Source organism: Microbacterium rhizosphaerae (genome assembly GCF_034120055.1).
Taxonomy (GTDB): domain Bacteria; phylum Actinomycetota; class Actinomycetes; order Actinomycetales; family Microbacteriaceae; genus Microbacterium; species Microbacterium rhizosphaerae.
Genome location: NZ_CP139368.1, coordinates 121,078 through 145,134 on the forward strand (window position 1 = coordinate 121,078; position 24,057 = coordinate 145,134).

At 69.2% G+C, this 24,057-nt stretch carries 18 protein-coding genes; 14 read left to right on the forward strand and 4 right to left on the reverse strand.

Annotation, left to right across the window (positions count from 1 at the left end):
- The first annotated feature begins 12 nt into the window (after window positions 1-12).
- From SM116_RS00595 to SM116_RS00605, 3 genes are all read left to right on the forward strand, one after another.
- Window positions 13-1,026: a malate dehydrogenase gene (locus tag SM116_RS00595; protein WP_320942531.1), complete on the forward strand. Its 1,014-nt coding sequence runs from the start codon at window positions 13-15 to the stop codon at window positions 1,024-1,026.
- The gene (locus tag SM116_RS00600) at window positions 1,026-2,795 is read left to right on the forward strand and encodes a cation:proton antiporter (RefSeq protein ID WP_320942532.1); all 1,770 of its coding nucleotides are present in this window, start codon (window positions 1,026-1,028) and stop codon (window positions 2,793-2,795) included. Before SM116_RS00595 ends, SM116_RS00600 begins: the two co-directional genes overlap by 1 nt.
- 86 nt (window positions 2,796-2,881) lie before the next feature.
- Window positions 2,882-3,334: a recombinase family protein gene (locus SM116_RS00605; protein ID WP_320944214.1), complete on the forward strand. Its 453-nt coding sequence runs from the start codon at window positions 2,882-2,884 to the stop codon at window positions 3,332-3,334.
- 9 nt (window positions 3,335-3,343) lie between these two features.
- Here the strand turns inward: SM116_RS00605 and SM116_RS00610 are convergent, their stop codons facing one another.
- Window positions 3,344-3,925: a DNA-3-methyladenine glycosylase I gene (locus SM116_RS00610; protein ID WP_320942533.1), complete on the reverse strand. Its 582-nt coding sequence runs from the start codon at window positions 3,923-3,925 to the stop codon at window positions 3,344-3,346.
- A 185-nt stretch (window positions 3,926-4,110) separates the two neighbouring features.
- Here SM116_RS00610 and SM116_RS00615 point away from each other — a divergent pair, with 185 nt between their 5' ends.
- From SM116_RS00615 to SM116_RS00645, 7 genes are all read left to right on the forward strand, one after another.
- On the forward strand, window positions 4,111-5,391 hold the full coding sequence (locus tag SM116_RS00615; protein WP_320942534.1) for an ABC transporter substrate-binding protein: 1,281 nt from the start codon (window positions 4,111-4,113) through the stop codon (window positions 5,389-5,391).
- A gap of 1 nt (window position 5,392) precedes the next feature.
- Window positions 5,393-6,367, forward strand: coding sequence for a carbohydrate ABC transporter permease (locus SM116_RS00620; protein WP_320942535.1), 975 nt, complete (start codon window positions 5,393-5,395; stop codon window positions 6,365-6,367).
- Complete coding sequence (locus tag SM116_RS00625) at window positions 6,360-7,247, forward strand: carbohydrate ABC transporter permease (protein ID WP_320942536.1); 888 nt, start codon at window positions 6,360-6,362, stop codon at window positions 7,245-7,247. Before SM116_RS00620 ends, SM116_RS00625 begins: the two co-directional genes overlap by 8 nt.
- A gap of 3 nt (window positions 7,248-7,250) precedes the next feature.
- Window positions 7,251-8,306, forward strand: a complete 1,056-nt coding sequence (locus SM116_RS00630; RefSeq protein ID WP_320942537.1) for a LacI family DNA-binding transcriptional regulator — start codon at window positions 7,251-7,253, stop codon at window positions 8,304-8,306.
- 61 nt (window positions 8,307-8,367) lie between these two features.
- On the forward strand, window positions 8,368-9,579 hold the full coding sequence (locus SM116_RS00635) for a Gfo/Idh/MocA family protein (protein WP_320942538.1): 1,212 nt from the start codon (window positions 8,368-8,370) through the stop codon (window positions 9,577-9,579).
- Window positions 9,576-10,619 (forward strand): L-threonine 3-dehydrogenase, encoded by a 1,044-nt coding sequence (gene tdh / locus SM116_RS00640; RefSeq protein WP_320942539.1) that lies wholly within the window; start codon window positions 9,576-9,578, stop codon window positions 10,617-10,619. The genes SM116_RS00635 and tdh overlap by 4 nt, the downstream gene beginning before the upstream one ends.
- 16 nt (window positions 10,620-10,635) lie before the next feature.
- A complete protein-coding gene (locus SM116_RS00645) occupies window positions 10,636-11,814 on the forward strand; it encodes a glycine C-acetyltransferase (protein ID WP_320944215.1) in 1,179 nt (392 codons plus the stop codon).
- A 356-nt stretch (window positions 11,815-12,170) separates the two neighbouring features.
- Here the strand turns inward: SM116_RS00645 and SM116_RS00650 are convergent, their stop codons facing one another.
- The 3 genes from SM116_RS00650 to SM116_RS00660 form a co-directional block, all read right to left on the reverse strand.
- Complete coding sequence (locus tag SM116_RS00650; RefSeq protein WP_320942540.1) at window positions 12,171-14,237, reverse strand: ABC transporter ATP-binding protein; 2,067 nt, start codon at window positions 14,235-14,237, stop codon at window positions 12,171-12,173.
- 31 nt (window positions 14,238-14,268) lie between these two features.
- Window positions 14,269-15,996 carry an ABC transporter ATP-binding protein gene (locus SM116_RS00655; RefSeq protein ID WP_320942541.1) on the reverse strand — a complete coding sequence of 576 codons (1,728 nt, stop codon included), beginning with the start codon at window positions 15,994-15,996 and terminating at the stop codon, window positions 14,269-14,271.
- A 90-nt stretch (window positions 15,997-16,086) separates the two neighbouring features.
- A complete protein-coding gene (locus SM116_RS00660) occupies window positions 16,087-18,207 on the reverse strand; it encodes an acyl-CoA dehydrogenase family protein (RefSeq protein ID WP_320942542.1) in 2,121 nt (706 codons plus the stop codon).
- Window positions 18,208-19,074: 867 nt separating this feature from the next.
- Between SM116_RS00660 and SM116_RS00665 the strand changes: the two genes are divergently transcribed.
- The 4 genes from SM116_RS00665 to SM116_RS00680 all read left to right on the forward strand — a co-directional run bounded on the left by SM116_RS00665 (window position 19,075) and on the right by SM116_RS00680 (window position 23,890).
- Window positions 19,075-19,683 (forward strand): hypothetical protein, encoded by a 609-nt coding sequence (locus SM116_RS00665; RefSeq protein WP_320942543.1) that lies wholly within the window; start codon window positions 19,075-19,077, stop codon window positions 19,681-19,683.
- 419 nt (window positions 19,684-20,102) lie between these two features.
- Window positions 20,103-21,362 (forward strand): diaminopimelate decarboxylase, encoded by a 1,260-nt coding sequence (gene lysA, locus SM116_RS00670; RefSeq protein ID WP_320942544.1) that lies wholly within the window; start codon window positions 20,103-20,105, stop codon window positions 21,360-21,362.
- A 93-nt stretch (window positions 21,363-21,455) separates the two neighbouring features.
- Window positions 21,456-22,976 (forward strand): amino acid permease, encoded by a 1,521-nt coding sequence (locus SM116_RS00675; protein ID WP_320942545.1) that lies wholly within the window; start codon window positions 21,456-21,458, stop codon window positions 22,974-22,976.
- On the forward strand, window positions 22,973-23,890 hold the full coding sequence (locus SM116_RS00680) for a universal stress protein (RefSeq protein WP_320942546.1): 918 nt from the start codon (window positions 22,973-22,975) through the stop codon (window positions 23,888-23,890). The genes SM116_RS00675 and SM116_RS00680 overlap by 4 nt, the downstream gene beginning before the upstream one ends.
- The last annotated feature ends 167 nt before the right edge of the window (window positions 23,891-24,057 follow it).

The window sequence follows — 24,057 nt, forward strand, 5'->3', positions numbered from 1 at the left end:
TAGGCTCGGGCCATGGCGCACTCTCCGACGACCATCACCATCACCGGCGCGGGGGGCCAGATCGGCTACGCGCTCCTGTTCCGCATCGCTGCCGGCGACATGCTCGGACCCGATCGTCCCGTGCGGCTGAGGCTGCTGGAGATCCCGCAGGGCGTGCGCTCGGCCGAGGGCGCGGCCCTCGAGCTGCAGGACTGCGCGTTCCCGCTGCTGCATTCGGTCGACGTGACGGATGACGTCGGCCGCGGATTCCACGGTGCCGACCTGGCGCTGCTCGTGGGCGCCCGCCCGCGGACGGCGGGCATGGAACGGGGCGATCTGCTGGCGGCCAACGCCGGCATCTTCGGCCCGCAGGGCGCGGCCATCGCCGCACATGCCGCAGACGGCATCCAGGTGGTCACGGTGGGAAACCCGGCCAACACCAACGCGCTCATCGCGCGGGCGGCGGCCGACGGCGTGCCGGCCGAGCGCTTCACGGCCCTCACGCGTCTCGACCACAACCGCGCCGTCGGACAGCTCGCGCAGCAGCTGGATGCGCGGCCCGATGGCATCCGCGATGTGACGATCTGGGGCAACCACTCGGCGAGCCAGTTCCCGGACGTGTCGCACGCCACCGCCGACGGCACCTCCGTCCCCGCGCTGCTGGCGGAGCGGCTCGGGCCCGAGGCGGCCGCGCAGTGGCTCGACGACGTGTTCGTGCCGCGCGTCGCCAAGCGCGGCGCCGAGATCATCGAGGTCCGCGGCTCGTCATCGGTCGCGTCCGCCGCCAACGCGGCGATCGACCACGTGCGCGATCTCGTGCGGGGCCGGCCGGTCGACGCCGGCTGGACGTCCGCGGCGCTCGTCTCGCGCGGCGAGTACGGCGTGCCCGAGGGCCTCGTGTGCTCGTTCCCCGTGCGCTCGGACGGAAGCGGCTATCAGGTGGTGGAGGGGCTCGACCTGGACGGCCGCGCCCGCGCGCGGATCGACGCATCCGTCGCCGAGCTCGTCGCGGAGCGCGCTGCCGTTCAGGAGCTCGGCATCCTCTGATGGACCTGCTCGTCCCGGTGCTTCTCGGCGTCCTCGCGATCGCGGCGTCTTCGGCGGTCGGGAGGAAGCTCGGCGTCGCCTCTCCGCTGCTGCTGCTCGCGGTGGGGATCGGGGTCGGATACCTGCCGTTCGTGGGGACGGTGACGGTGAATCCGGAGTGGATCCTCGTCGGCGTGCTGCCGCCGCTGCTCTACTCCGCCGCGGTCAACCTCCCGGCCATCGAGTTCCGCCGGGACCTGCGGCCCATCGCCGGCCTGGCCGTCGCGCTGGTCGTCATCAGCTCGCTCGTGCTCGGCGTGTTCTTCTGGGCGGTGGTCCCCGGCCTGGGACTTCCCCTCGGGATCGCCCTGGGCGCCATCCTCAGTCCGACGGATGCGGTCGCCACGACGATCGCGAAGCGGCTCGGCATCGCGCCGCGCGTCGTCACGCTCCTGGAGGGCGAGAGCCTGCTCAACGACGCCACGGCACTCGTGCTGCTGCGCACCGCCATCGCCGCGATCGCGAGCAGCTTCTCCCTCGCCGAGACCGTGGGGCAGTTCGTATGGAGCGTGGTCATCGCGATCGTCATCGGCGCGATCGTGGGCTGGCTGTCACTGCGACTGCGCGTGTGGGTGCGCAATTCGGCCGCGAACACCGCGGTGAGCTTCACGGTCCCCTTCATCGCGTACCTGCCGACCGAGCACCTCGGCGGGTCGGGTCTCGTCGCCGCCGTCGTCGCGGGTCTCGTCACGAGCCAGCTCGCGCCCAGCCGTCTCACCCCGGAACAGCGCATGTCCGACACGCTGAACTGGCGCACGATCGAGCTCGTGCTCGAGGGCGCGGTGTTCCTCCTCATGGGTCTCGAGCTGCGCGAGATCGTGCGCGCCAACCTGCAGAGCGAGGAGGGCCTGTGGCATGGCACCTGGCTCGCACTCGTCGCCCTCGCCATCGTCCTGGCGGTGCGGGCCGGCTACGTCGCGTTCGTGGTGTGGTCGCAGGGGCGGCGAGCGCGGCGCCTGGACCGCGACCGTCTGGAGGCATTCAGCGATCGGCTGGATGCCGTCGAGTCCGGCGACACGGCTCCCGTCGAGCTGCCGGACCGGCCGCCGAGCGCGGTGACTCCCCGGCGCATGCCACACCGCACGCTGCCCACGGACCCCGTGCAGCGCGAGCGCTTCCTCGGGATCGCCCGCACCCGCGTCACCCGGGCCCTCGCCGACGTGGACTACTACCAGGGAGCGCCCCTGGACTGGCGCCAGGGCGCGGTCATCGTCTGGGGCGGCATGCGCGGTGTCGTGACCCTGGCCGCCGCGCAGACGCTCCCGCGGGACGACGAACGCGCGCTCCTCGTGTTCGTCGCCTTCCTGGTCGCCGCCGTGAGCCTCACGCTGCAGGGGTTCACCCTTCCGGTTCTCGTCCGCCGCCTGGGCCTGGCCGACGGGGAGGCGGAGCCGGTGGGCGGGGGTCGCGATCAGCTCCAGGACGAGCTGCGCACGGCCGCCGCATCCGCCCTCGTCTCCGGCGAGCTGCTCGACAGCGACGGCCACCCATTCGACGCCGACCTGACGACCAGGCTCGGCGCGCGCCTGGCGGAACGCTCGGCGAACGACGACAGCGAGTTCACGCGGACCGCGCTCGAGCTGCGGCTCGCGGTCATCGGCGCGATGCGCGCGCGGCTCGAGGAACTGACCCACGACGGCACCTTCGCCACCGCGGTCCTGCGCCACGCACGGGCCGAGCTCGACGCGGACGAGATCGGCGTGCAGCTGCGGATGGACGCACCCGGCTGATCCCGGCTCTGCCCGGCGCGCCCGTGGGGGACAATGGACGCCAGGGGGTTCTCGTGACGGACGACATGAACGCAGCGGGCCACGCGATGCTGCATCCCGCCGATGCCGACGGCGGCGAGGCGCTGACGAGTCCCATCCACCTGCCGCATGCGGCGGCGGAGTGTCCCAAGTGCTTCACCGAGCTGCAGGCCGACCGCAACTGGTGGCTCGCACGGCCCGCCGGCGCGCGCCTGGTCGGGCTCGTCGTGTCCCGCGACGACATGCCCTCGGTGGTCGAGCAGCGCAACGACCTGACCCGCTTCGGCGTTCCCATCGACGGTTTCCGCCACCCGGCGCCGGAGACCCTCGAATCGTGGGAGGAGCGCCTCGGGCGGCTCTTCGGCACGCTTCGCCCCGGCGATGTGGTCGTCGTCGCGAGCGTGCACGCCCTCGGCCGAGACACCGACGAGGAGACCCGCACGTTCAAGGCGCTGCGCGCGCAGGGCATCGTCGTGAAAGTGCTCGACCACGGCGAGCGCCACCTGCACGACGTCGGCTGAGCTCGCCCCTCAGGCCCGCCAGCATCCTTCGATGTGGTCGTCGACCATGCCCGAGGACTGCATGAGCGCATAGAGCGTCGTCGGCCCCACGAAGCGGAAGCCCAGCGTGCGGAGCGCCGTGCTCGCCGCCTCCGACCCGGGAGTGCTCGCGGGAAGATCGGCGAAGGATGCGGGTCGGCGCGCCGTGGACGGCGGCGCGAACGACCACAGCAGCGCATCGAGCTCGCCCTCGGCCATGGCGGAGACGATCCTCGCGTTGGAGATCGCGGCCTCGATCTTGGCGCGATTGCGGACGATGCCGGCATCCCCCATCAGCCGCTCGATGTCGGAATCGTCGAATGCGGCGACGATCTCGGGCTCGAAGCCTGCGAAGGCCGTCCGGAACGCCGGGCGCTTGCGCAGGATCGTGATCCAGCTGAGACCGGCCTGGAACCCCTCGAGGGTCAGCTTCTCGTAGAGCGGCCGGTCGCCGTGGAGCGGCCGGCCCCACTCCTCGTCGTGGTAGCGCAGGTACTCCGGGTCGCTGCCGGCCCACGCGCAGCGCGCGCGCCCGTCGGGTCCGATGACGAGATCACGGGGAAGGTCGGTCACGGCACCACGCTATCCGTCAGCCCCGACGTTCCTCCACGGTCATGAGAAATGATTGAAAGTGATTGGAACATGCGTCTTGCGCGCAGGAAATGCTCGATGTACAGTCGACGCTAAACGATTAACATCGTTCACGCCGTGTGCGGTCCCTATCTCGTCCGAAGGAGTACCTGATACCCATGCGCCACATGTCCCCCCGAGCCCGCGGCCTCGCCGCCGCCTCGACCGCGGCTGCCGCCGCGCTCGCCCTCACCGCCTGTGCGGGCGGAAGCGCCGGTGGCAGCGCCGGCGGCGGCTCGTCCGAGAACGTCACGCTCTCCTACGCCATCTGGGACCAGAACCAGCAGCCGGCGATGCAGAAGATCGCCGACGCGTTCCACAAGGAGCACCCGAACGTCACCGTCAAGATCCAGCTCACGCCGAACAAGGAGTACTGGACCAAGCTGCAGACGGCCGTCTCCGGCGGCTCCGGCCCCGACGTGTTCTGGATGAACGGCCCGCACATCCAGCTCTACGCATCCAACGGCGTGCTCGCCCCGCTCGACGACCAGAAGGTCCCCACGGCGGACTACCCGAAGAGCCTCGTCGAGCTGTACACCTACGACGGCAAGCTGTACGGCGCTCCCAAGGACTTCGACACGATCGGCGTCTGGTACAACAAGGCGCTGTTCGACGCCGCCGGCGTCGCCTACCCGAAGGCCGGCTGGACCTGGCAGGACATGGCCGACACCGCCGCGAAGCTCACCGACAAAGCCAAGGGCGTGTACGGCATCGCCGCCTCGCAGTACAGCCAGGAGAACTACTACGACTCGATCCCGCAGGCCGGCGGCTACGTCATCAGCCCCGATCACAAGAAGACGGGGTACGGCTCGCCGGAGGCACTCAAGGGCATCGAGTACTGGGTCGACCTGATCAAGGCGGGCAGCTCCCCGACCGCTCAGCAGATGACCGACACCGCCCCCGAGGACATGTTCCTCTCCGGCAAGGTGGCGATGCTGCAGACCGGGTCGTGGGCCGCCATCGGCTACGCGCAGAACGCCGACATCGCCGACAAGGTGAACGTGGCGCCGCTGCCCGCGGGCCCGGCCGGCAACCAGAGCGTCATCCACGGCCTGGCCAACGTCGCGAACGCCAAGAGCGCGCACGTCGCCGAGGCGAAGCAGTTCGCGGCCTTCGCCAGCGGCAAGCAGGCGTCCCAGATCCAGGCCGACACCGGCACCGTCATCCCCGCGTACAACGGCACGCAGGATGCCTGGGTGAAGTCCATGCCGAAGTACGACCTGCACTACTACATCGACGCCGTGAAGGATGCGGTCCCCTACCCGGTCTCGAAGAACACCTCGGTGTGGACGCAGGACGAGACCGACATCCTCTCCCAGGTGTGGGCGGGCACGCTCGCGCCCGCGGCGGGCATGAAGCAGCTCGCCGACAAGATGCAGGCCGCTCTCGACGCCGAGCAGAAGAAGTGACATGACCGATCTGATCGCGCAGCGCTCCAGCGCGCCGATCTCCGAGCTGGACCGGGGGCGCGTCCACGTGCGCGTCCCCGGCTCCCGCCGGAGGGGCCGCGGGCCGCGACAGTCCCCCCTGTGGGCCGTCCTGTTCATCGGCCCCACGGCGATCGGCCTGCTGGTCTTCTACCTGTGGCCGACCATCCGCACCTTCACGATGTCGTTCACCGAGACGGGTCCGTTCGGCGGCTCCACCTTCGTGGGACTCGCGAACTACGTCCGGCTGTTCCAGGATCCCGAGCTCGTCGGCGCGCTCGTGAACACCGCGGAGTACACGATCATCGCGCTCGTCGGCATCCCGATCGCCATCGCGATCGCGGCCCTACTGAACACGACCGGGCTGAAGGGCCGAGGCGCGTACCGGACGCTCTACTTCATCCCGGTCGTGACGATGCCCGCGGCGATCGCGCTCGTGTGGCGCATGATCTACAACGGCGACTACGGCATCCTCAACCAGTTCCTGCACCTGTTCGGCATCGAGGGGAAGTCGTGGCTGACCGATCCGGCGACCGCGCTCGTCGCGATCGCGATCGTCGGCATCTGGGCGGGCCTCGGCACCAACATCGTGATCTTCCTCGCCGGCCTGCAGGGCATCCCGGACACGATCCTCGAGGCGGCCGACCTCGACGGCGCCGGACCCGTGCGGAAGTTCTTCTCCATCACCATCCCGCTGCTGAGCCCGTCGATCTTCTTCGTCAGCGTCGTGAGCGTCATCGGCGCCCTGCAGGTGTTCGACCTCGTGTACATGATGCTCGGCAAGAGCAACCCGGCGATCCCCGACACCAGGACGATCGTCTACCTGTTCTACGAAGCCGGCTTCATCGACAACCAGCGCGGCTACGCCGCGGCCATCGCGTTCCTGCTCCTGATCATCATCCTGGTGCTGACCGTCATCCAGTTCCGGCTGCAGAAGAAGTGGGTGCACTATGAGTGAACTCAGCCTCGACACCCGCGCGGTGACGAGCGCCACCGCCGAGCGCAGCGTGCCCGTCGCGCGACGCACGCGCAGTCACTGGGTCGTCCACACGGTGCTCATCGCGGGTGCGGCGGTCATGATCTTCCCGTTCGTGTGGCAGACCCTCACCGCATTCAAGACCTTCACGCAGTCGGTCGCCGTGCCGCCCGTGATCATCCCCCAGCCGTGGGTGTGGACGAACTTCGCCGAGGTCTTCGCATCCATGCCGTTCGGGCAGATGTTCCTCAACTCGGTGCTCCTGACGATCGGCCGCACCGTCGGGCAGGTCGCACTGTGCACGATGGCCGGCTACGGCTTCGCCCGCATCCGATTCAGGGGTCGCAATCTCGTGTTCGTCCTGTTCCTGTCGGTGCTCATGGTGCCGTCGCAGCTGTACCTGCTGCCGCAGTACGAGATCATGCAGAACCTCGGCTGGCTGAACTCCCTGCAGGCGCTCATCGTGCCCGGCATCTTCAGCGCCTTCGGCACATTCCTCATGCGGCAGTTCTTCATGTCGATGCCGGTGGAGCTCGAGGAGGCGGCGCGCATCGACGGCGCCAACCCGTGGCAGACCTTCTGGCGGGTCATGCTGCCGCTTGCGAAGCCTGGCATCATCGCACTCGTGGTCTTCACCGTGCTGTGGTCGTGGAACGACCTGCTGTGGCCGCTCGTGGTGACCACCGATCCCGAGAAGATGCCGCTGTCGGTCGGGCTCTCGCAGCTGGTCGGCCTGCACAGCACGAACTACCCGGTGCTGATGGCCGGAGCGCTGCTGGCCACGCTGCCGATGCTCGTGACCTTCATGTTCCTGCAGAAGCAGTTCATCCAGGGCATCGCGTTCTCCGGAAGCAAGGGCTGACGGATGGCGAACCCCGAGCACGCATCGCCGGCGCCGGTCCACCGGCGGCCGACGCTGCGCAACGTCGCAGCCGAGGCGGGCGTGTCGACGGCGACCGTGTCGTACGTGTTCTCCGGCCGGCGGGCGAGCGGCGCCGGCATCGCGGAGGACACGGTACGGCGGGTCATGGAGGCGGCCGACCGCCTCAACTACCGTCCCAACACCGCGGCACGCGCCATCCGCACGGGACGCACGGGAACCGTGCACCTGTCGCTGCACATGCTGAGCGACCCGTGGTCGCTGGCCGTGGCGGATGCCGTGAACGCCGAGGCCAACCGGCACGGTCTGACGACGCTCATCCTGGCCGACGGCGATTGGAATGCCGCACTCGATCGGATCGAGTGCGACGTGGCCTACCTCGACGGCGCGCGCGGCGGAGATCAGACGCGTGACAAGCTGCGCGCCCTCGCCGATCGCGGGCAGCACCTCGTAGTGTTCTCGGAGACGCTCGAGCCGGACGGGTTCGACGTCATCCGCTCGGACGCGATCCCGGGGTGCGACATGGCCATGGCGCACCTCCTCGAGAACCACACGGTGATCGCATGCCTCGCCGCCGAAGGCGCCGTCGCGGGCGCCGCCCGTGGCGTCACGCGGTACACGCCGTACGTCCGCGCGTTGGAGGAGCACGGCATCCCGCTCGATCCGAGCCTGACGGCGACCTACCGCGAGTCGAGCGCCAGCGCGTTCGCGTCGTCGCTCGACCTGCTCTCCCGACCGGTGCGCCCGACGGCGATCTACGCCACGACGGACTTCGCCGGCATCGCCGCCATCAACGCGGCGCACCGGCTCGGCCTGCGCGTGCCGCACGACGTCGCGGTGGTCGGCGTCGGCAACACACCGGACGCTCACCTCATCGCCCCGACCCTGACCACGGTCGGCCCGACGGACTTCTACCGCCGCCAGGCCCGGATCATCGTCCGCCGCGCACTCGGCGAGGACACCGAGCCTCCGCGCGTGCACGAGTTCGAGTGGTCGCTCTTCCCGGGCGGCTCGACCGACCTGTCCGCGCCCCAGCGCTGACGCATCCTCTTTCCGCGCCGGCGCGCGGTCTTCCTCTTTCCTCTCCTAAGGAGCACTCTGCATGGACCTCTCCATCGGCATCGTCGGCTTCGGCGCCCGCAGCGGCAGCATGCGCGCCGAGGCGCACCGCCCCGGTCTCGGCTCGCGCATCACGGCGATCTGCGACCCCGCCGAAGCCGCCCGCGCCGCCGCTCGGGCCGAGTTCCCGGACGCGCTCGTCACCGAGTCGCTCGACGAGCTGCTCGCGAGCGGCATCGATGCCGTCCTCGTCCTGACCCCCGACGACTCCCACGCGGCTGTCGCCATCCGGGCCCTCGAGGCAGGCATCGCGGTCTTCTGCGAGAAGCCGATGGCGATCGAGCTGGATGATGCGGACGAGATGCTCCGCACCGCGATGCGCACCGGCACGCGTCTCTATATCGGCCACAACATGCGGCACATGCCGGTCGTGACGCTCATGCGCGAGCTCATCGCCGAGGGGCGCATCGGGCAGGTGAAAGCGATCTGGTGCCGGCACTTCGTGGGCCACGGGGGCGACTACTACTTCAAGGACTGGCACGCCGACCGTCGCCGCACCACGGGCCTTCTGCTGCAGAAGGGCGCCCACGATCTGGACGTGATCCACTGGCTGGCGGGAGCGTACGCTGATCGGGTGGCGGCGATGGGGTCCCTCAGCGTGTACGGAGACATCTCCGACCGCCGCGATCGTTCCGGCGAGCGGATGCCCGACTGGTTCAGCCTGGACAACTGGCCGCCCACCTCGCTCAGCGGCCTGCATCCCGTCGTCGACGTCGAGGACGTGTCGATGGTGAACCTGCATCTGTCGAACGGCGTGCTCGCCTCGTACCAGCAGTGCCACTTCACCCCGGACTACTGGCGCAACTACACGGTCATCGGCACCGAGGGACGCATCGAGAATCTCGACGACGCCCCCGGCGGCATCGTCGCGCTCTGGAACCAGCGCCACCGCGGAGCCGCGGCCCCGGACGAGACCTTCGTCGTCCCCGAGGTCGCCGACGCCGGACACGGAGGCGCCGACGCCCTGCTCATGGCAGAATTCCTGCGGTTCGTCCGCGACGGAGGGCTCACCGAGACCTCCCCCATCGCTGCGCGCGAGGCCGTGGCCGCCGGCATCCTGGCGACCGCGTCCCTGCGTGGCGACGGTTCGGCCATCGCCGTCCCGTCGCTCGACCCTGACCTCGTCTCGTACTTCGAGCGCGGTCAGATTCCATCCCACGGCGCATATTCCCACAAGGAGACACCGATCAGATGAAAGCACTGCTCAAGCCCGCCCCCGGCCCCGGATTCGAATGGGTCGAACGCCCCGAACCGCAGATCGGCCCCGCCGACGTGAAGATCCGGGTGCTCCGCACCGGAATCTGCGGCACAGACCTCCACATCCTCGGATGGGACGACTGGGCGGCCTCGACCATCCGCACTCCCCTGATCCCGGGGCACGAGTTCAGCGGCGAGGTCGTCGAGGTGGGCGAGCTGGTGCACGACATCTCGGTCGGCGACCTGGTCTCCGGCGAGGGTCACATCGTGTGCGGCATGTGCCGCAACTGCCGCGCCGGGCGCCGGCAGATGTGCATCCGCACGCAAGGCATCGGCCTGCACCGTGACGGTGCCTTCGCGGAGTACATCGTGATTCCGGGCGCGAACGTGTGGGTCCACCACACCGCCATCGACCACGACGTCGCCGCGATCTTCGACCCGCTCGGCAATGCGGTGCACACGGCGCTGGCGTTCTCGGTCGTCGGCGAGGACGTGCTGGTCACGGGATGCGGCCCCATCGGCCTCATGGCGATCGCCGTCGCCCGGCACGCCGGGGCGCGTTTCATCGTGGCCACCGACATCAGCCGGACACGCCTCGACCTCGCGAAAGGCATGGGGGCGGATGCCGTGGTCGATGTGTCGCGCGACTCGATCGGCGACGTCCAGCACGCGCTGAAGATGCGCGAGGGCTTCGACATCGGCCTCGAGATGAGCGGGGCGCCCTCGGCGCTCTCGTCGATGATCGACAACATGACCCACGGCGGCCGCATCGCGATGCTCGGCCTTCCGAGCGAGCCCTTCCCGATCGACTGGGGCAAGGTCGTCACCCACATGCTGACCCTCAAGGGCATCTACGGTCGCGAGATGTTCGAGACGTGGAACTCCATGAGCGCCATGATGCAGACCAGTCAGACGCTCCGCGAGCGGGTCGCCTCGACCATCTCCGACCGCTACCCCGCCCACGAGTGGGAGCAGGCGTTCGCGGCGGCCAAATCCGGCGGTGTGGGCAAGGTCATCCTCGACTGGACCCAGGTCTGAAGGGAAGGGTGTGAGCATGTACGGAGACGTGCGCGCGGAGCTGCGCGGAGAGCTCGACGACATCGAGCAGGCGGGTCTGACGAAGCGGGAGCGCGGCATCCGCGGCCCGCAGAACACGGTGGTGGATGTCGCGGACCACGACGTCCTCAACTTCTGCGCCAACAACTACCTCGGTCTCGCCGATGACCCGCGGATCGTCGAGGCCGCCCACCGCGGCCTCGACGAGTGGGGGTACGGCATGGCCAGCGTGCGGTTCATCTGCGGCACGCAGGACCAGCACCTCGAGCTCGAGCAGCGCCTCTCCGCCTTCCTCGGCTACGACGACGCCATCCTGTTCTCGTCGTGCTTCGACGCGAACGGCGGTGTCTTCGAGGTGCTCTTCGGAGCCGAGGACGCGATCATCTCGGACGAGCTGAATCACGCCTCGATCATCGACGGCATCCGCCTCGCGAAGGCGCAGCGCTACCGCTACAAGAACCGCGACATGGCCGACCTCGAGGCGAAGCTGAAGGAGGCGTCGGATGCTCGTCGCCGTGTGATCGTCACCGACGGCGTCTTCTCGATGGACGGCTACTTCGCACCGCTCGAGGAGATCTGCGACCTGGCGGACAAGTACGACGCGCTGGTGTTCGTCGACGACTCCCACGCCGTGGGCTTCGTCGGCGAGGGCGGCCGGGGAACCCCGGAGCGCGCCGGCGTCCAGGGACGGGTCGACATCACGACCGGCACCTTCGGCAAGGCGCTCGGCGGCGCGTCCGGGGGGTACGTCGCCGCGCATCAGGAGATCGTCGACCTCCTGCGCCAGTGCGCACGGCCGTACCTGTTCTCCAACTCGCTGGCGCCGTCGATCGTCGCCGGGACGCTGCAGGCGCTCGAGCTGCTCGCCTCCTCCGGCGAGCTGCGGGAGCGCCTGGCCCGCAACGCGGCCCAGTTCCGCGAGGGCATGGATGCCGCGGGCTTCGACCTGCTCCCTGGCGAGCACCCCATCGTGCCGGTGATGTTCGGGGATGCCGTGCTCACCGGCCGCATCGCGGACGAGCTGCAGCGCCGCGGCGTCTATGTGACGCCGTTCTCGTACCCGGTCGTGCCGAAGGGGCAGGCACGCATCCGCGTGCAGCTGTCGGCCGCACACACCGAGGAGCAGATCCACCGCTGCGTGGCGGCCTTCGTCGCCGCCCGCGACGCCGTCTCCTGACCCAACGCGACCTCTGACGCTCGACTGTCACGTTCCTTCGCTCCAGCCCGGGAATGTGACAGGCGAACGCGACCCCCTGACGCTCGACTGTCACGTTCCTTGGCTTCAGCCCGGGAATGTGACAGGCGAACGCGACCCCCTGACGCTCGACTGTCACGTTCCTTCGCTCCAGCCCGGGAATGTGACAGGCGAACCCGACCTCCTGACGCTCGACTGTCGCGTTCCTTGGCTCCAGCCCGGGAATGTGACAGGCGAACGCGATCCCTGAGGCTCCGGCCGGACAGACGACGAAGGGCCACGGTTCCCCCGAACCGTGGCCCTCGTCCGCGCGAGCCCCCACCCGCGCGCCCTGCGGATCAGCTCTGGACGGAGCGCTCCGCCGGCTCGCCATCGGCCGACTCGTCGTCGATCCCCGCGAGGATCGGGTCGAGTTCGGCCGCGGCCTGCTCGAACTGCGCCTGGTACAGGCGCCAGTACGCACCGCGCGCGGCGATGAGCTCCTCGTGCGTGCCCTTCTCGACGATGTCGCCGTGCTCCATCACGAGGATGAGATCGGCGTCGCGGATCGTCGAGAGGCGGTGCGCGATCACGAACGACGTGCGCCCCTCGCGCAGCACCGCCATCGCGTGCTGGAGCAGCAGCTCCGTGCGCGTGTCGACCGAGCTCGTGGCCTCGTCGAGGATGAGCACCGCCGGCTGCGCCACGAACGCCCGGGCGATCGTGATGAGCTGCTTCTCACCCGCCGACACGTTCGATGCATCCTCGTCCAGCACGGTGTCGTAGCCGTCGGGCAGCGAGTGGACGAACCGGTCGACGCGCGTGGCGACGGCGGCCGCGACGACCTCCTCGTCCGTGGCCGACTGGCGCCCGTAGCGGATGTTCTCGCGGATCGTGCCGGCGAACAGCCACGGGTCCTGCAGCACCATCCCCGTGCGGGAGCGGACGTCGTCGCGCGTCAGCACGGCGATGTCCTGGCCGTCGAGGAGGATCGAGCCCGCATCGAGCTCGTAGAACCGCATGAGCAGGTTGACGAGCGTCGTCTTGCCGGCGCCCGTGGGGCCGACGATAGCGACCGTCTGCCCCGGCTCGACGCGGAACGAGAGATCCCTGATCAGCGGGTGGTCGGGCGAGTACGAGAAGTTGACGTGCTCGAACTCGATGACGCCGTTGCCCTCGACGAGCGCCGGGGAGTCCGCGGCATCCGGGTCCTGCTCGTCGGCGTCCAGCAGCTCGAAGACGCGCTCGGCCGACGCTGTGCCCGACTGGACGACGGCGGCCATGCCGCCCAGCTGCGACAGCGGCTGGGTGAACTGCTGCGAGTACTGGATGAACGCCTGCACGTCGCCGATGCGCAGGGCGCCGTTCGCGACCATGATGCCGCCGAGGACGGCGATGCCGACGTACGTCAGGCTGCCGATGAACATCATCGCCGGCATCATGATGCCCGACAGGAACTGCGCCTTGAACGAGGCCTGATAGAGCTCCTCGTTCTCGACCTGGAACTTCTCCATCGAGTCGGCCTCGCGACCGAACACCCGCACGAGCGCGTGGCCGGAGAACGACTCCTCGACGCGGGCATTGAGCCGTCCGACCTTGCGCCACTGGATGCCGAAGGCCTTCTGCGACCGGGGTCCGATGACGCCGAAGATCACGCCCATGAGCGGCAGGGCGACGAGGGCGACGATCGCGAGCTGCCACGAGATCGAGAACATCATGATGAGCACGCCGACGACCGTGAGCACCGAGGTCAGGGCGCTCGAGAGCGACTGCTGCATCGTCTGCGTGATGTTGTCGATGTCGTTCGTCACGCGCGAGATCAGCTCGCCGCGCTGCACCCTGTCGAAGTACGACAGCGGCAGGCGGTTGATCTTCGCCTCGACGTCCTCGCGCAGCTGCCACATTGCCCGCACCATGATGACGTTGATGATGTAGCCCTGGATCCAGCTCAGCAGCGCCGAGGCGACGTAGATCACGAGGATCCACGCGATCACGTACCGCAATGCGTCGAAATCCACGCCGGCGCCGACGGTGAAGGGGCCCATCGCGGCGATCATGTTCGCCTGGTCGGTCTGCCCCTGCGCGTTGAGGCCGTCGACGACCTGCTGCTGCGTCGTGCCCACGGGGACGTGGTAGACGTCGTGGAGGACGTTCGAGATGAATCCGTCGTAGATGATGTTCGTCGCCGCCCCGAGCACCTTCGGCGCGATGACGGCGAGCACGACGCCGATGGCGCCGAGCAGCGACGCGAACGCGAACGCCCAGGCATGCGGCTTCAGCAGGCCCACCATGCGACGGAAGCTCTGACCGAAGTTCTGGGCCTTGCCCGGCTTGACGCTGTCCCAGTCGCCGGACGATACACGGGCCTGCTCGGCGAGCTCGGCCTCGAGGCGCTCCTCCTCGGTGGGGATATCGGGAGTGCTCACGACTCGCTCCTCTCCGCCGCACGCGACGCGCTCATGCGTCCACCCCCAGCTGCGACTCGACGATCTCGCGATACGTCTGGTTGGATGCGACGAGCTCGTCGTGGGTGCCCATGCCGACGATGCGGCCCGCGTCCAGCACGATGATGCGGTCGGCCTCGGTGATCGTCGACACGCGCTGCGCGACGACGATCTTCGTGACGCGCGGCAGCTCCCGCCACAACGCCTGCCTGAGTCTGGAGTCGGTCGTCAGGTCGAGCGCCGAGAACGAGTCGTCGAACACGAGGATGTCGGGCTGGTGCACGATGGCGCGCGCGATGGCGAGCCGCTGGCGCTGACCGCCGGAGACGTTCGTCCCGCCCTGGGCGATGCGGGCGTCGAGGCCGCCCTCCATCTCGGCCACGAATTCGCGGCCCTGAGCGATCTCGAGCGCGTGCCACAGTTCGGCATCCGTCGCCTCTTCGCGCCCGAAGCGGAGGTTGGACGCCACGGTGCCGGTGAAGAGGTACGGGCGCTGCGGCACGAGGCCGATGCCCTTCCAGAGCAGGTCGAGGTCGGCCTCCCGCACATCCACGCCCGCGACGCGGACGGCGCCCGAGCTGACGTCGAACAGGCGCGGGATGAGCGAGACGAGCGTCGTCTTGCCGGCACCGGTCGATCCGACGATGGCGACGGTCTCACCCGGCTCGGCGCGGAACGTGATGCCGGAGAGGACGGGCTCGTCGGCACCGGGATAGGCGAACGAGACGTCGTCGAACTCGAGTGCACCGGGCGCCGAGAACGACGAGACGGGCTTGTCCGGCCGGTCCAGCGACCCCTTCACGTCGAGCACCTCGCCGATCCGCTCGGCCGACACCGCGGCGCGGGGGATCATGATCGTCATGAAGCTCGCCATCAGCACACCGCCGAGAATCAGGCCGATGTACTGCATGAAGGCGAAGAGGGTGCCGATCTCGATCTCGCCGTCATTGACGCGGATGCCGCCGAACCAGATCACCGCGACGACGGTGACGTTCATGACGAGCATCGCCATCGGGAACATGAGGACGAACAGCGACCCGACGCGCCGGCCGACGACCATGATGTCGGTGTTGGCGAGCCGGAACCGCGCCTCCTCGATCCGCTCGCGGACGAACGCGCGGACGACGCGGACGCCCGTGAGCTGCTCGCGCATCACGAGGTTGACGCCGTCGAGCTTGCGCTGGTAGCTGCGGAAGAGCGGCACCATGCGGCTCGCGATGATGCCGATGAGAAGCAGGATGGCGGCGACCGAGACGGCGATGATCCACGCCATCCCCATGTCCTGCTGCAGCGCCATGATGATGCCGCCGATCGCCAGCAGCGGCGCGCTGACGAGCATCGTGGCGCCCATCATGGCGAGCATCTGCACCTGCTGCACGTCGTTCGTGTTGCGGGTGATGAGTGAGCCGGCCCCGAACTGCGTGACCTCGCGCTCGGAGAACCCGCTCACCTTGCGGTAGACGTCGCGTCGGATGTCACGGCCCGCGGCCATGGCGGCCCGTGCCGCGAAGTAGGTGGCGATGATGGCGGCGACGATCTGGCCCAGTGCGACGGCGAGCATGATCGCGCCGTGCGTCCAGATGTAGCCGATGTCGGCCTTGGCGACACCCTGGTCGATGATGTCGGCATTGAGGCGTGGAAGCGTCAGCTGCGCGTACGCGGAGGCGAACTGGAACACCAGCACGCCGAGCAGCAGCCAGCGGTATGTCTTGAGATAACGGAGAAGGATCTTGCCCAGCACTGATCTAGAGTTGCACGACCTTCCGACATTCTGAAGGCTGGGGCATCCCTCTTCGCTCTCAGCGAAAGCAGACGAGGGATGCCGCGGCGATCAGTGCTTCTTGACGGCCTTCTCGGAGACCGGCGCCTGCCCTGACGTGGCGAGCGCGGCGTAGTACGCGCGGGCCGCATCCTGCCGCTCCTGCTCGGCGCCGGAGGCGATGGGGGCGCGCACGTGCTCGGGCGCGAAGCCCCACGCATCCACCAGATCCTGCGCGTGCGGGCGCAGCCGCGCGCACAGCCGGTCGATGTACGACGACACGGCGGCGCCGCGCTGGGCCGACAGGCGGCCGTGGATGAGGTGCCAGGCGAGGTGCTTCTCGATGAGCCAGAGGCCGAACAGGTCGCGCAGCCACGTCAGGACCCGCAGGGTCCCCTCGTCGCCGACCTTCGCGATGGCGTCGGTGAACGACTCCCACTGGAGGAGCTCCGCGTGCGCGCGGGCGGCCTCGATGAGCTCGGACTGGTTCTCGTTGAACACCGCGGCCGCCTCCACCGGCGACAGCTTGGATGCCGGTCGCAGCCGCACCGCGATGTCTGCGACCATCTGCTGCACCCGGCCGGCCAGCAGCTCGTGCTGCTGGTCGGCGCGCAGTCCGCGCTCGACGGAGCGCGCGGTCCGGCCCAGGTCGCCGACATTCTGTCCGAGCTGGCGCAGGCCGGCGCCGTGGAAGACCTTGCCCGCCGTCTGGCCGACCGCGAACCGAGCGAGGGCGGCGGCATCCTTCCCCTTGAACTGCTTGGCGTAGTCGCTCAGCAGGCGCTTGCCCACGAGCTGGAGCAGCACGTTGTTGTCGCCCTCGAAGGTGACGTAGATGTCGAGGTCGTGGTGCAGACCGACGAGGCGGTTCTCGGCCATGAACCCCGAGCCGCCGCACGCCTCGCGGCACTCCTGGATCGTGTCCAGGGCGTGCCACGTGCTGAGCGGCTTGAGCGCCGCGGCGAGCGTCTCGAGGTTCTCGCGCTCGGCGGGCGTGTCGGTGCGGCCGCCGAAGACGCCGTCGAAGGAGCGCAGCAGCTCGTCATGGGCGAAGGCCTGCGCGTAGGTCTGCGCGAGCCGCGGCAGCAGGCGGCGCTGATGCTTCGCGTAGTCCAGCAGCACGACCTCGGGCGTCCCGGCGCCGGAGTCGAACTGGCGGCGCTGGTTCGCGTAGGTGACGGCGATCTTGAGCGCCAGGGCGGATGCCGTGGTCGCGGCCCCGTCCAGCGACACGCGGCCCTGCACCAGGGCACCGAGCATCGTGAAGAAGCGACGTCCGGGCGACGGGATGTCGCTCGAGTACGAGCCGTCGGCCGCGACGTTCCCGTAGCGGTTCAGGAGGTTGGTGCGCGGGATGCGGACCTGGTCGAACGTGATGCGGCCGTTGTCGATCCCGTTCAGGCCGCCCTTCACGCCGTCGTCCTCCGTGGTGATGCCGGGAAGGTCGGCGCCCGCGGCATCCCGGATCGGCACGAAGAAGCAGTGCACGCCGTAGTTGACGCCGCCCGTGATGAGCTGCGCGAACACCGTCGCGGCCCGTCCGTGGAGTCCCGCGTTGCCGAGGTACTCCTTGGTCGCCGCGCGGAAGGGCGTGTGGATGACGAACTCATCGGTGTCCGGGTCGTACGTCGCCGTCGTGCCGATCGCCGCGACATCCGATCCATGCCCGATCTCGGTCATCGCGAACGCCCCCGGCAGCGCGAGGCTGATGACGTCGGGCAGCCACGCATCGTGGTGCGCCTCCGTGCCGAGCTGGTAGATGGCCGAGCCGAAAAGCCCCCACTGCACGCCCGACTTGATCTGGATGCTGGGGTCGGCCAGCACGAGCTCCTCGAAGCCGGCGATGTTCGAGCCGTTGTCGTTGAGTCCGCCGAACTTCTCCGGGAACGCGCGGCGCGACCCGTTGTTCTCCACGAGGACGTGCATCGCGGCGAGCGCCCGTTCGCGGTGCTCGGCCATCGGCAGGCCGTCGACGCGCCAGAACAGCGGATCCTTGATGAGCTCGCGCGCCTCGCGGCGCGTGGCTGCCCACGTGCCGAGCAGCAGATCGTTGACCGTGACGAGGTCGATGCGGGGCTCCGACGCCTCGACGGCCTGCGCCTCGTCGGCCGAGTGCGGTGCGGTCGGGGCACCGCCGGCCGGCGTGTGCTTGGACGTAGCGGGCGTGTGTGAACGGACAACGGCGTCGACCATGACCTCACCTTTCAGAATCGGCGGAGAACACTCACAACGGTAGGACTCCCACAACGCGGATGCGACTCGGTTGGGACTCTCATACAACTTTCGCGACCGCCGGCCGTCGGCCCGATTGTGGCAACCCCACACGCGCGGGTGCTCGTCTGTCACGTCCGCGGCCTCATGCCCGCGATCGCGACAGGCGCACAACCGCGGCAACCCCTCACCTGTCACGTCCGAGGCCTCGAGCCCAGGATCGTGACAGGCGAACAAGCGCGGCAACGCTTCACCTGTCACGTCTGCGGCTTCGAGCCCGGGATCGTGGCAGGCGAGCAAGCGCGGCATGCCGGCATCCGGCCGGACGCGGAGCCGCCGCGAATGAACGCGGCGTCCGGGGCGTGGCGGCGGTTGCGGACGGGCTTCCTCCACCACGGCGACCTTCAGCGACCTGTCCACCGGTGCGGAATGCCGCCGCCGCGCACGTGCCCGTCGGCCGATCCTCGTGATGTGAGACCGTCGTCAGTGCCCATCCCCAAGCACCTCGGCATCACCTTCCGCGTTCGGGATGCGCGCGCCGCCGGGCTCACTCCAGGGCGCCTCGCCGCCACGGACTTGAACCGTCCCTTCTGGGGTGTGCGGACGACGCAAGACTTCCACTGGCCCCGACCCGCAGAGACGACGGCGGATGGCGCGGCCCTTCAGCGCACGCTCGCATACGGCCCACGGTTGGCTCCCGGCGCATTCTTCGTGCTCGAATCCGCAGCCCTCATCTATGGGCTGCCCGTTCCGATCCACGTCGACACTCCTGTCCACGTAGGCGTCTACCAGCCGCATCGCGCACCGCGAGGGCGTGGAGTGAGGGGCCACCAAGTTCCTCCTCATCTCGTGGCTCTCCGCAACATCGGCGGCCTCACCGTCACAAGCCCTGCATCGACATGGGCACAGCTCGGCGCCGTACTGAGCGTGCGCGACCTGGTCGCTGTCGGCGATGCCATCGTTCGCGTTCCGCGCGGCGAGGGCGGTGCTCCCGCCGATCCCGCATCCGCGCTCGGCACGACCACACAACTCGAGGCGGCGATCGCCGCCGGTCGCCGGGTCGGGATCGGGCGGCTTCGCGAGGCGCTTCCGCTTATCCGGGTCGGCTCATCCTCACGGCCCGAATCGCATCTTCGGCTTGATCTCATGGATGCGCGCCTCCCCACACCCGTGTTGGATCACGAGGTCCGCGACGGTGTCGGCCGTCTTCTGGGCATCAGCGAAATCGCCTTCCCTGGCTTCAGAGTGGCGGTCGAGTACGAGGGTGAGCAGCACCGAGTCGACAAGCTGCAGTGGAACCGGGATATCGAGAAGTACCGCGCGTATACCGCCGCCGGGTGGACCGTTGTGCGGGTCACAGCGGAGACTCTGTACCGGAGCAGCCGACCTGCCGCGGCGCTCGTTCGAGACGCACTTTGGGATGCGGGCTGGCGGCCAGGCTCACTTGTCAGGGACTAGCGCTCAGCCTCGGAACGTGACAGCGGAGCCCCGATCACGCAGCTCACCTGTCACAAACACGCACTCAACCCCACGAAACCGACAGCGGAGCCCCGATCACGCAGCTCACCTGTCACAAACACGCACTCAACCCCACGAAACCGACAGCGGAGCCCCGATCACGCAACTCACCTGTCACAAACACGCACTCCGGCCCGGGAACGTGACAATTCAGCTGTCAAGGGCACGTTCACCTGTCAAGGGCACGTTCACCTGTCAAGGGCACGTTCAGCTGTCAAGGGCACGTTCACCTGTCAAGGGCACGTTCACCTGTCAAGGGCACGTTCACCTGTCACGAAATCGAGCTGCAGCGCGTGATGGTGACAGGTGAAGCACCCGGCGGGTAGAGGCGGCGAGGGGCAGGACTCTACGGTGATGCCGTGGAACACGACATCCTCTCCCTCTTTCCCGCAGGCACGACAGTGGATGCCGACGGCACCCTGCGCATCGGCGGCTGCCGCGTCGACGACCTGGCCGCCGAGTTCGGCACGCCGGCGATCGTCGTCGACGAGGGAGCGCTGCGCGCCCGCGCCCGCGAATACCGGGACGAGCTCACCCGGCGCTGGCCCCACGCCCGCGCGGTGTTCGCTTCGAAGGCCTTCCCGGCGACAGCGGTGCAGCGGGTCATGGTCGAGGAGGGGCTCGGACTCGACGTCGCCGGAGGCGGTGAGATCAAGAGCGCGCTGCGCGCCGGCGTCGATCCGGCGCTCGTCGTGCTCCACGGCAACGCCAAGTCGACCGAGGAGATCGAGCTGGCCGTGAGCGCGGGCGTCGGACTCGTCGTCGTCGACAACGCAGACGACGTCGACCGACTGGAGGCGGCGGTGCCTGCGGGGCGGCGGCAGGGGGTTCTCGTGCGGATCGTCCCGGGCGTCGAGTCATCCACTCACGCGCACGTGCAGACCGGTCAGATCGGCTCGAAGTTCGGCCTCACGCCGCCGACCGCGAGCGCGCTGATCGACCGGATGCGCACGAGCGACCGTATCGAGGTCAGGGGCGTCCACGCGCACGTGGGCTCACAGATCATGGATCCGGCGGAGCTCGCGGCGGCCGTCGCTCCGCTCGCGGCGATGGGCGAGTTCCCGGTCTACGACCTCGGCGGCGGCCTCGGCGCTCGGTACACGTACGCCGAGCACCCGGCATCCGTCGACGACTATCTGGACGCGCTCATCCGGGCGGCGCGCGAGCACCTGCCCGCGGAGGCCGAGCTCATCATCGAGCCGGGCCGCAGCATGGTGAACGGAACCGCGGCGACGCTGTACACGGTCACGACCGTGAAGCGGGATGCGCGCACCTTCGTCGCCGTCGACGGCGGGATGGGCGACAACCTCGAGGTCGCCTTGTTCGGGCAGCGCTACGAGGCATCCCTCGCCCAGCGCATGAACGAGCAGCCGACCGAGGAGGTCGTGATCGTCGGGCGGCACTGCGAGAGCGGCGACGTCCTCATCGACCCGATCGTCCTGCCGGAGCCCCGCGTCGGCGACCTGCTGGCCGTGCCGGCGACCGGCGCGTACACGCACACGATGGCCAACAACTACAACGGCTACCGCCGGCCGCCCGTGGTGTTCGCACACGACGGCGAAGCCCGCGCCGTCATCCGCCGCGAAACCTGGGACGACCTCTTCGCGCGCGACGTGTGACGCGCACCCGGTTGCGGCACGCCCGCGCCCGGTAGGAGGCTGTGAGCCAGCCCGGTCGACGGCGACCGGGGCCGGACGAAGTCAGGAGACGCCATGCCCACGGTCGCCCAACAGCTGCTGCGGCGCAAGCCGACGACGCCTCCCGGTGCGAACGAGGTGCACCTCAAGCGCAGCATCGGTCTCTTCTCGCTGACGATGATCGGCGTCGGTGGCACGCTCGGCACAGGGATCTTCTTCATCCTGTCGCAGGCCGTTCCGGTGGCCGGTCCCGCCGTGATCTGGTCGTTCGTGATCGGCGGCGTCGTCGCCGGCCTCACGGCGCTGTGCTACGCGGAGATGGCGGGTGCCGTGCCCGTCTCGGGCTCGACGTACTCCTACGCGTACGCGACCCTCGGCGAGGCGACCGCGATGGGCGTCGGCGCCTGCCTGCTGCTGGAGTACGGCGTCTCGACCGCGGCGGTCGCGGTCGGCTGGTCGCAGTACGTCAACCAGCTGTTGCAGAACCTGTTCGGCTGGCAGATCCCGCTCCAATGGTCGCAGGCTCCGGAGCAGGGCGGGATCATCAACATCCCCGCGATCATCGTGATCGTGCTGTGCTCGCTGTTGCTGATCCGCGGGGCGAGCGAGTCGACGACCGTGAACAGCGTCATGGTCGTCATCAAGATCGCCGTCATCCTGTTCTTCTGCGCCGTCGCCTTCACGGGCTGGAACGCCGATCACTTCCACAACTTCGCGCCGGCCGGGTTCGCCGGGATCATCGGCGGGGCGGGCATCATCTTCTTCTCGTTCGTGGGTCTGGATGCCGTGTCCACCGCGGGCGACGAGGCGAAGAACCCGAAGCGGAACCTACCGCTCGCGATCATCTTCGCCTTGCTGATCATCGTCGCGCTCTACGTACTGACGTGCCTCGCCGCGCTCGGCGCGCAGGCCCCGGACAAGTTCAAGAACCAGGATGCCGGGCTCGCCGCCATCCTGCAGAACATCATCGGCGCGAGCTGGCCGGGAACCATCGTCGCCGCGGGCGCGATCATCTCGATCTTCTCGGTGACCCTCGTGGTCCTGTACGGCCAGACGCGCATCCTGTTCGCGATGTCGCGCGACGGGATGATCCCGCCCATCTTCGCGAAGGTGAACCCCCGCACGATGACGCCGATCCCGAACACGGTCATCGTCATGGTCCTGACCGCCACTCTGGCCGCCGTCATCCCGATCGACTTCCTCGCCGAGATGACCTCGATCGGCACCCTCGTCGCGTTCATCGTCGTGTCGCTGGGCGTCATCATCCTGCGCGTGCGCGAGCCGAACCTGGAGCGCGGCTTCCGGCTGCCGTTCGGCTGGACGATCCCGATCCTGTCGATCCTCGGCTGCATCGCGATCATCACCCAGCTGCGTCTGATCACGATCGAGGTCTTCGTGATCTGGACGATCGTGTTCCTCGTCTTCTACTGGTTCTACGGCCGCAGGCATTCCGAGCTCGAGGTCGGTCATCCGGTCGTCCCCGTCGACCCGGACGACAGCGCCCCATACGTGCCGTACACGACGAATGTCGCGCAGCCGACGACGGGTGAGGTGCGCAGGGCCGCCGCCGAGCGGAAGACGGAGGATCGGGGATGACGTTCCTCGTCGGCGTCAATCCCGGTCAGCGCTCGGCCTCGACGCTGCACCTCGCGGCCATGCTCGCGCGGTCCGCAGGCACGGATCTCGTCGTCGCGGCGATCGTGCCGCAGACGTGGCCCATGACCGCCGGCCGATCGGATGCCGAATGGCAGAGGTACACGCACCAGACGGCGAACGTCGTCCTCGATCACGCCGCAGCCGTGCTCGGCGACTCCGTGCAGGCCGAGTACCTGCTGCGCGAGGCGTCCTCCGCCCGTCGCGGGCTGCTCGAACTCGTCGATGAGCGGGGCTGCGACCTGGTGGTCGTCGGGTCGTCGTCTGCGGGTCCGCTCGGACGCATCGCCCTCGGGTCGGAGAGCGATGCGCTCGTGCACGCCTCGCACGTGCCCGTCGCGATCGCGCCGCGAGGGTTCCGGACGAAGGACGAGGCCCGCGTAGGGCGCGTCACCGCCGCGTATGGCGGGACGGATGCCGCGGCCGACCTCGTGATCGGCGCCGCGGGCATCGCGGCACAAGTCGGCGCGTCGCTGCGGATCGCGTCGTTCGCCGTCGTCCCGACGGTGTCGGGCACGTCCGGAACGGGCCTCGCGGACGAGCAGCGCATCATCGACGAGTGGGCGAGCGACATCGACCGGCATGCGCAGCAGCTCATCGCCGAAGTCTCCTCGCTGCCGCGCCCGCCGAAGACCGCCGACACCGTGATCGGCATGGGCCATACGTGGGAGTCGGCGATCGAGGACGTCGAGTGGAACGCCGACGACGTGCTCGTCGTCGGCTCGAGCAGCCTCGGGCCCATCGCCCGGGTCTTCCTCGGGTCGCACGCCGCGAAGGTCGTCCGCCACTCCCCCGTTCCTGTGGTCGTGGTGCCTCGGCGGGCCGCGCAGGAGCTCGCCGAGGAAGCCCAGGCGTAGGGCGTCGTGCGACCCCACGGTCGCCCTCTCGGTCGTCGAGCCCCTCGGTCGCCGAGCCCCCGGTCGCCGAGCCCCTCGGTCGCCGAGCCCCCGGTCGCCGAGCCCCCGGTCGCCGAGCCCCCCGGTCGCCGAGCTTGTCGAGGCGTCGCGGCGACGACCGCTCGACA

Excerpts from the sequence above, each read along its gene's own strand:
- SM116_RS00635 (WP_320942538.1), top strand. The coding sequence starts at position 8,368 with ATGGACCTCTCCATCGGCATCGTCGGCTTCGGCGCCCGCAGCGGCAGC.
- SM116_RS00625 (WP_320942536.1), top strand. The coding sequence starts at position 6,360 with ATGAGTGAACTCAGCCTCGACACCCGCGCGGTGACGAGCGCCACCGCC.
- tdh (WP_320942539.1), top strand. The coding sequence starts at position 9,576 with ATGAAAGCACTGCTCAAGCCCGCCCCCGGCCCCGGATTCGAATGGGTC.
- SM116_RS00630 (WP_320942537.1), top strand. The coding sequence starts at position 7,251 with ATGGCGAACCCCGAGCACGCATCGCCGGCGCCGGTCCACCGGCGGCCG.
- SM116_RS00675 (WP_320942545.1), top strand. The coding sequence starts at position 21,456 with ATGCCCACGGTCGCCCAACAGCTGCTGCGGCGCAAGCCGACGACGCCT.
- SM116_RS00605 (WP_320944214.1), top strand. The coding sequence starts at position 2,882 with ATGCTGCATCCCGCCGATGCCGACGGCGGCGAGGCGCTGACGAGTCCC.
- SM116_RS00660 (WP_320942542.1), bottom strand. The coding sequence starts at position 18,207 with ATGGTCGACGCCGTTGTCCGTTCACACACGCCCGCTACGTCCAAGCAC.
- SM116_RS00680 (WP_320942546.1), top strand. The coding sequence starts at position 22,973 with ATGACGTTCCTCGTCGGCGTCAATCCCGGTCAGCGCTCGGCCTCGACG.
- SM116_RS00615 (WP_320942534.1), top strand. The coding sequence starts at position 4,111 with ATGTCCCCCCGAGCCCGCGGCCTCGCCGCCGCCTCGACCGCGGCTGCC.
- SM116_RS00595 (WP_320942531.1), top strand. The coding sequence starts at position 13 with ATGGCGCACTCTCCGACGACCATCACCATCACCGGCGCGGGGGGCCAG.
- SM116_RS00600 (WP_320942532.1), top strand. The coding sequence starts at position 1,026 with ATGGACCTGCTCGTCCCGGTGCTTCTCGGCGTCCTCGCGATCGCGGCG.
- SM116_RS00645 (WP_320944215.1), top strand. The coding sequence starts at position 10,636 with ATGTACGGAGACGTGCGCGCGGAGCTGCGCGGAGAGCTCGACGACATC.
- SM116_RS00620 (WP_320942535.1), top strand. The coding sequence starts at position 5,393 with ATGACCGATCTGATCGCGCAGCGCTCCAGCGCGCCGATCTCCGAGCTG.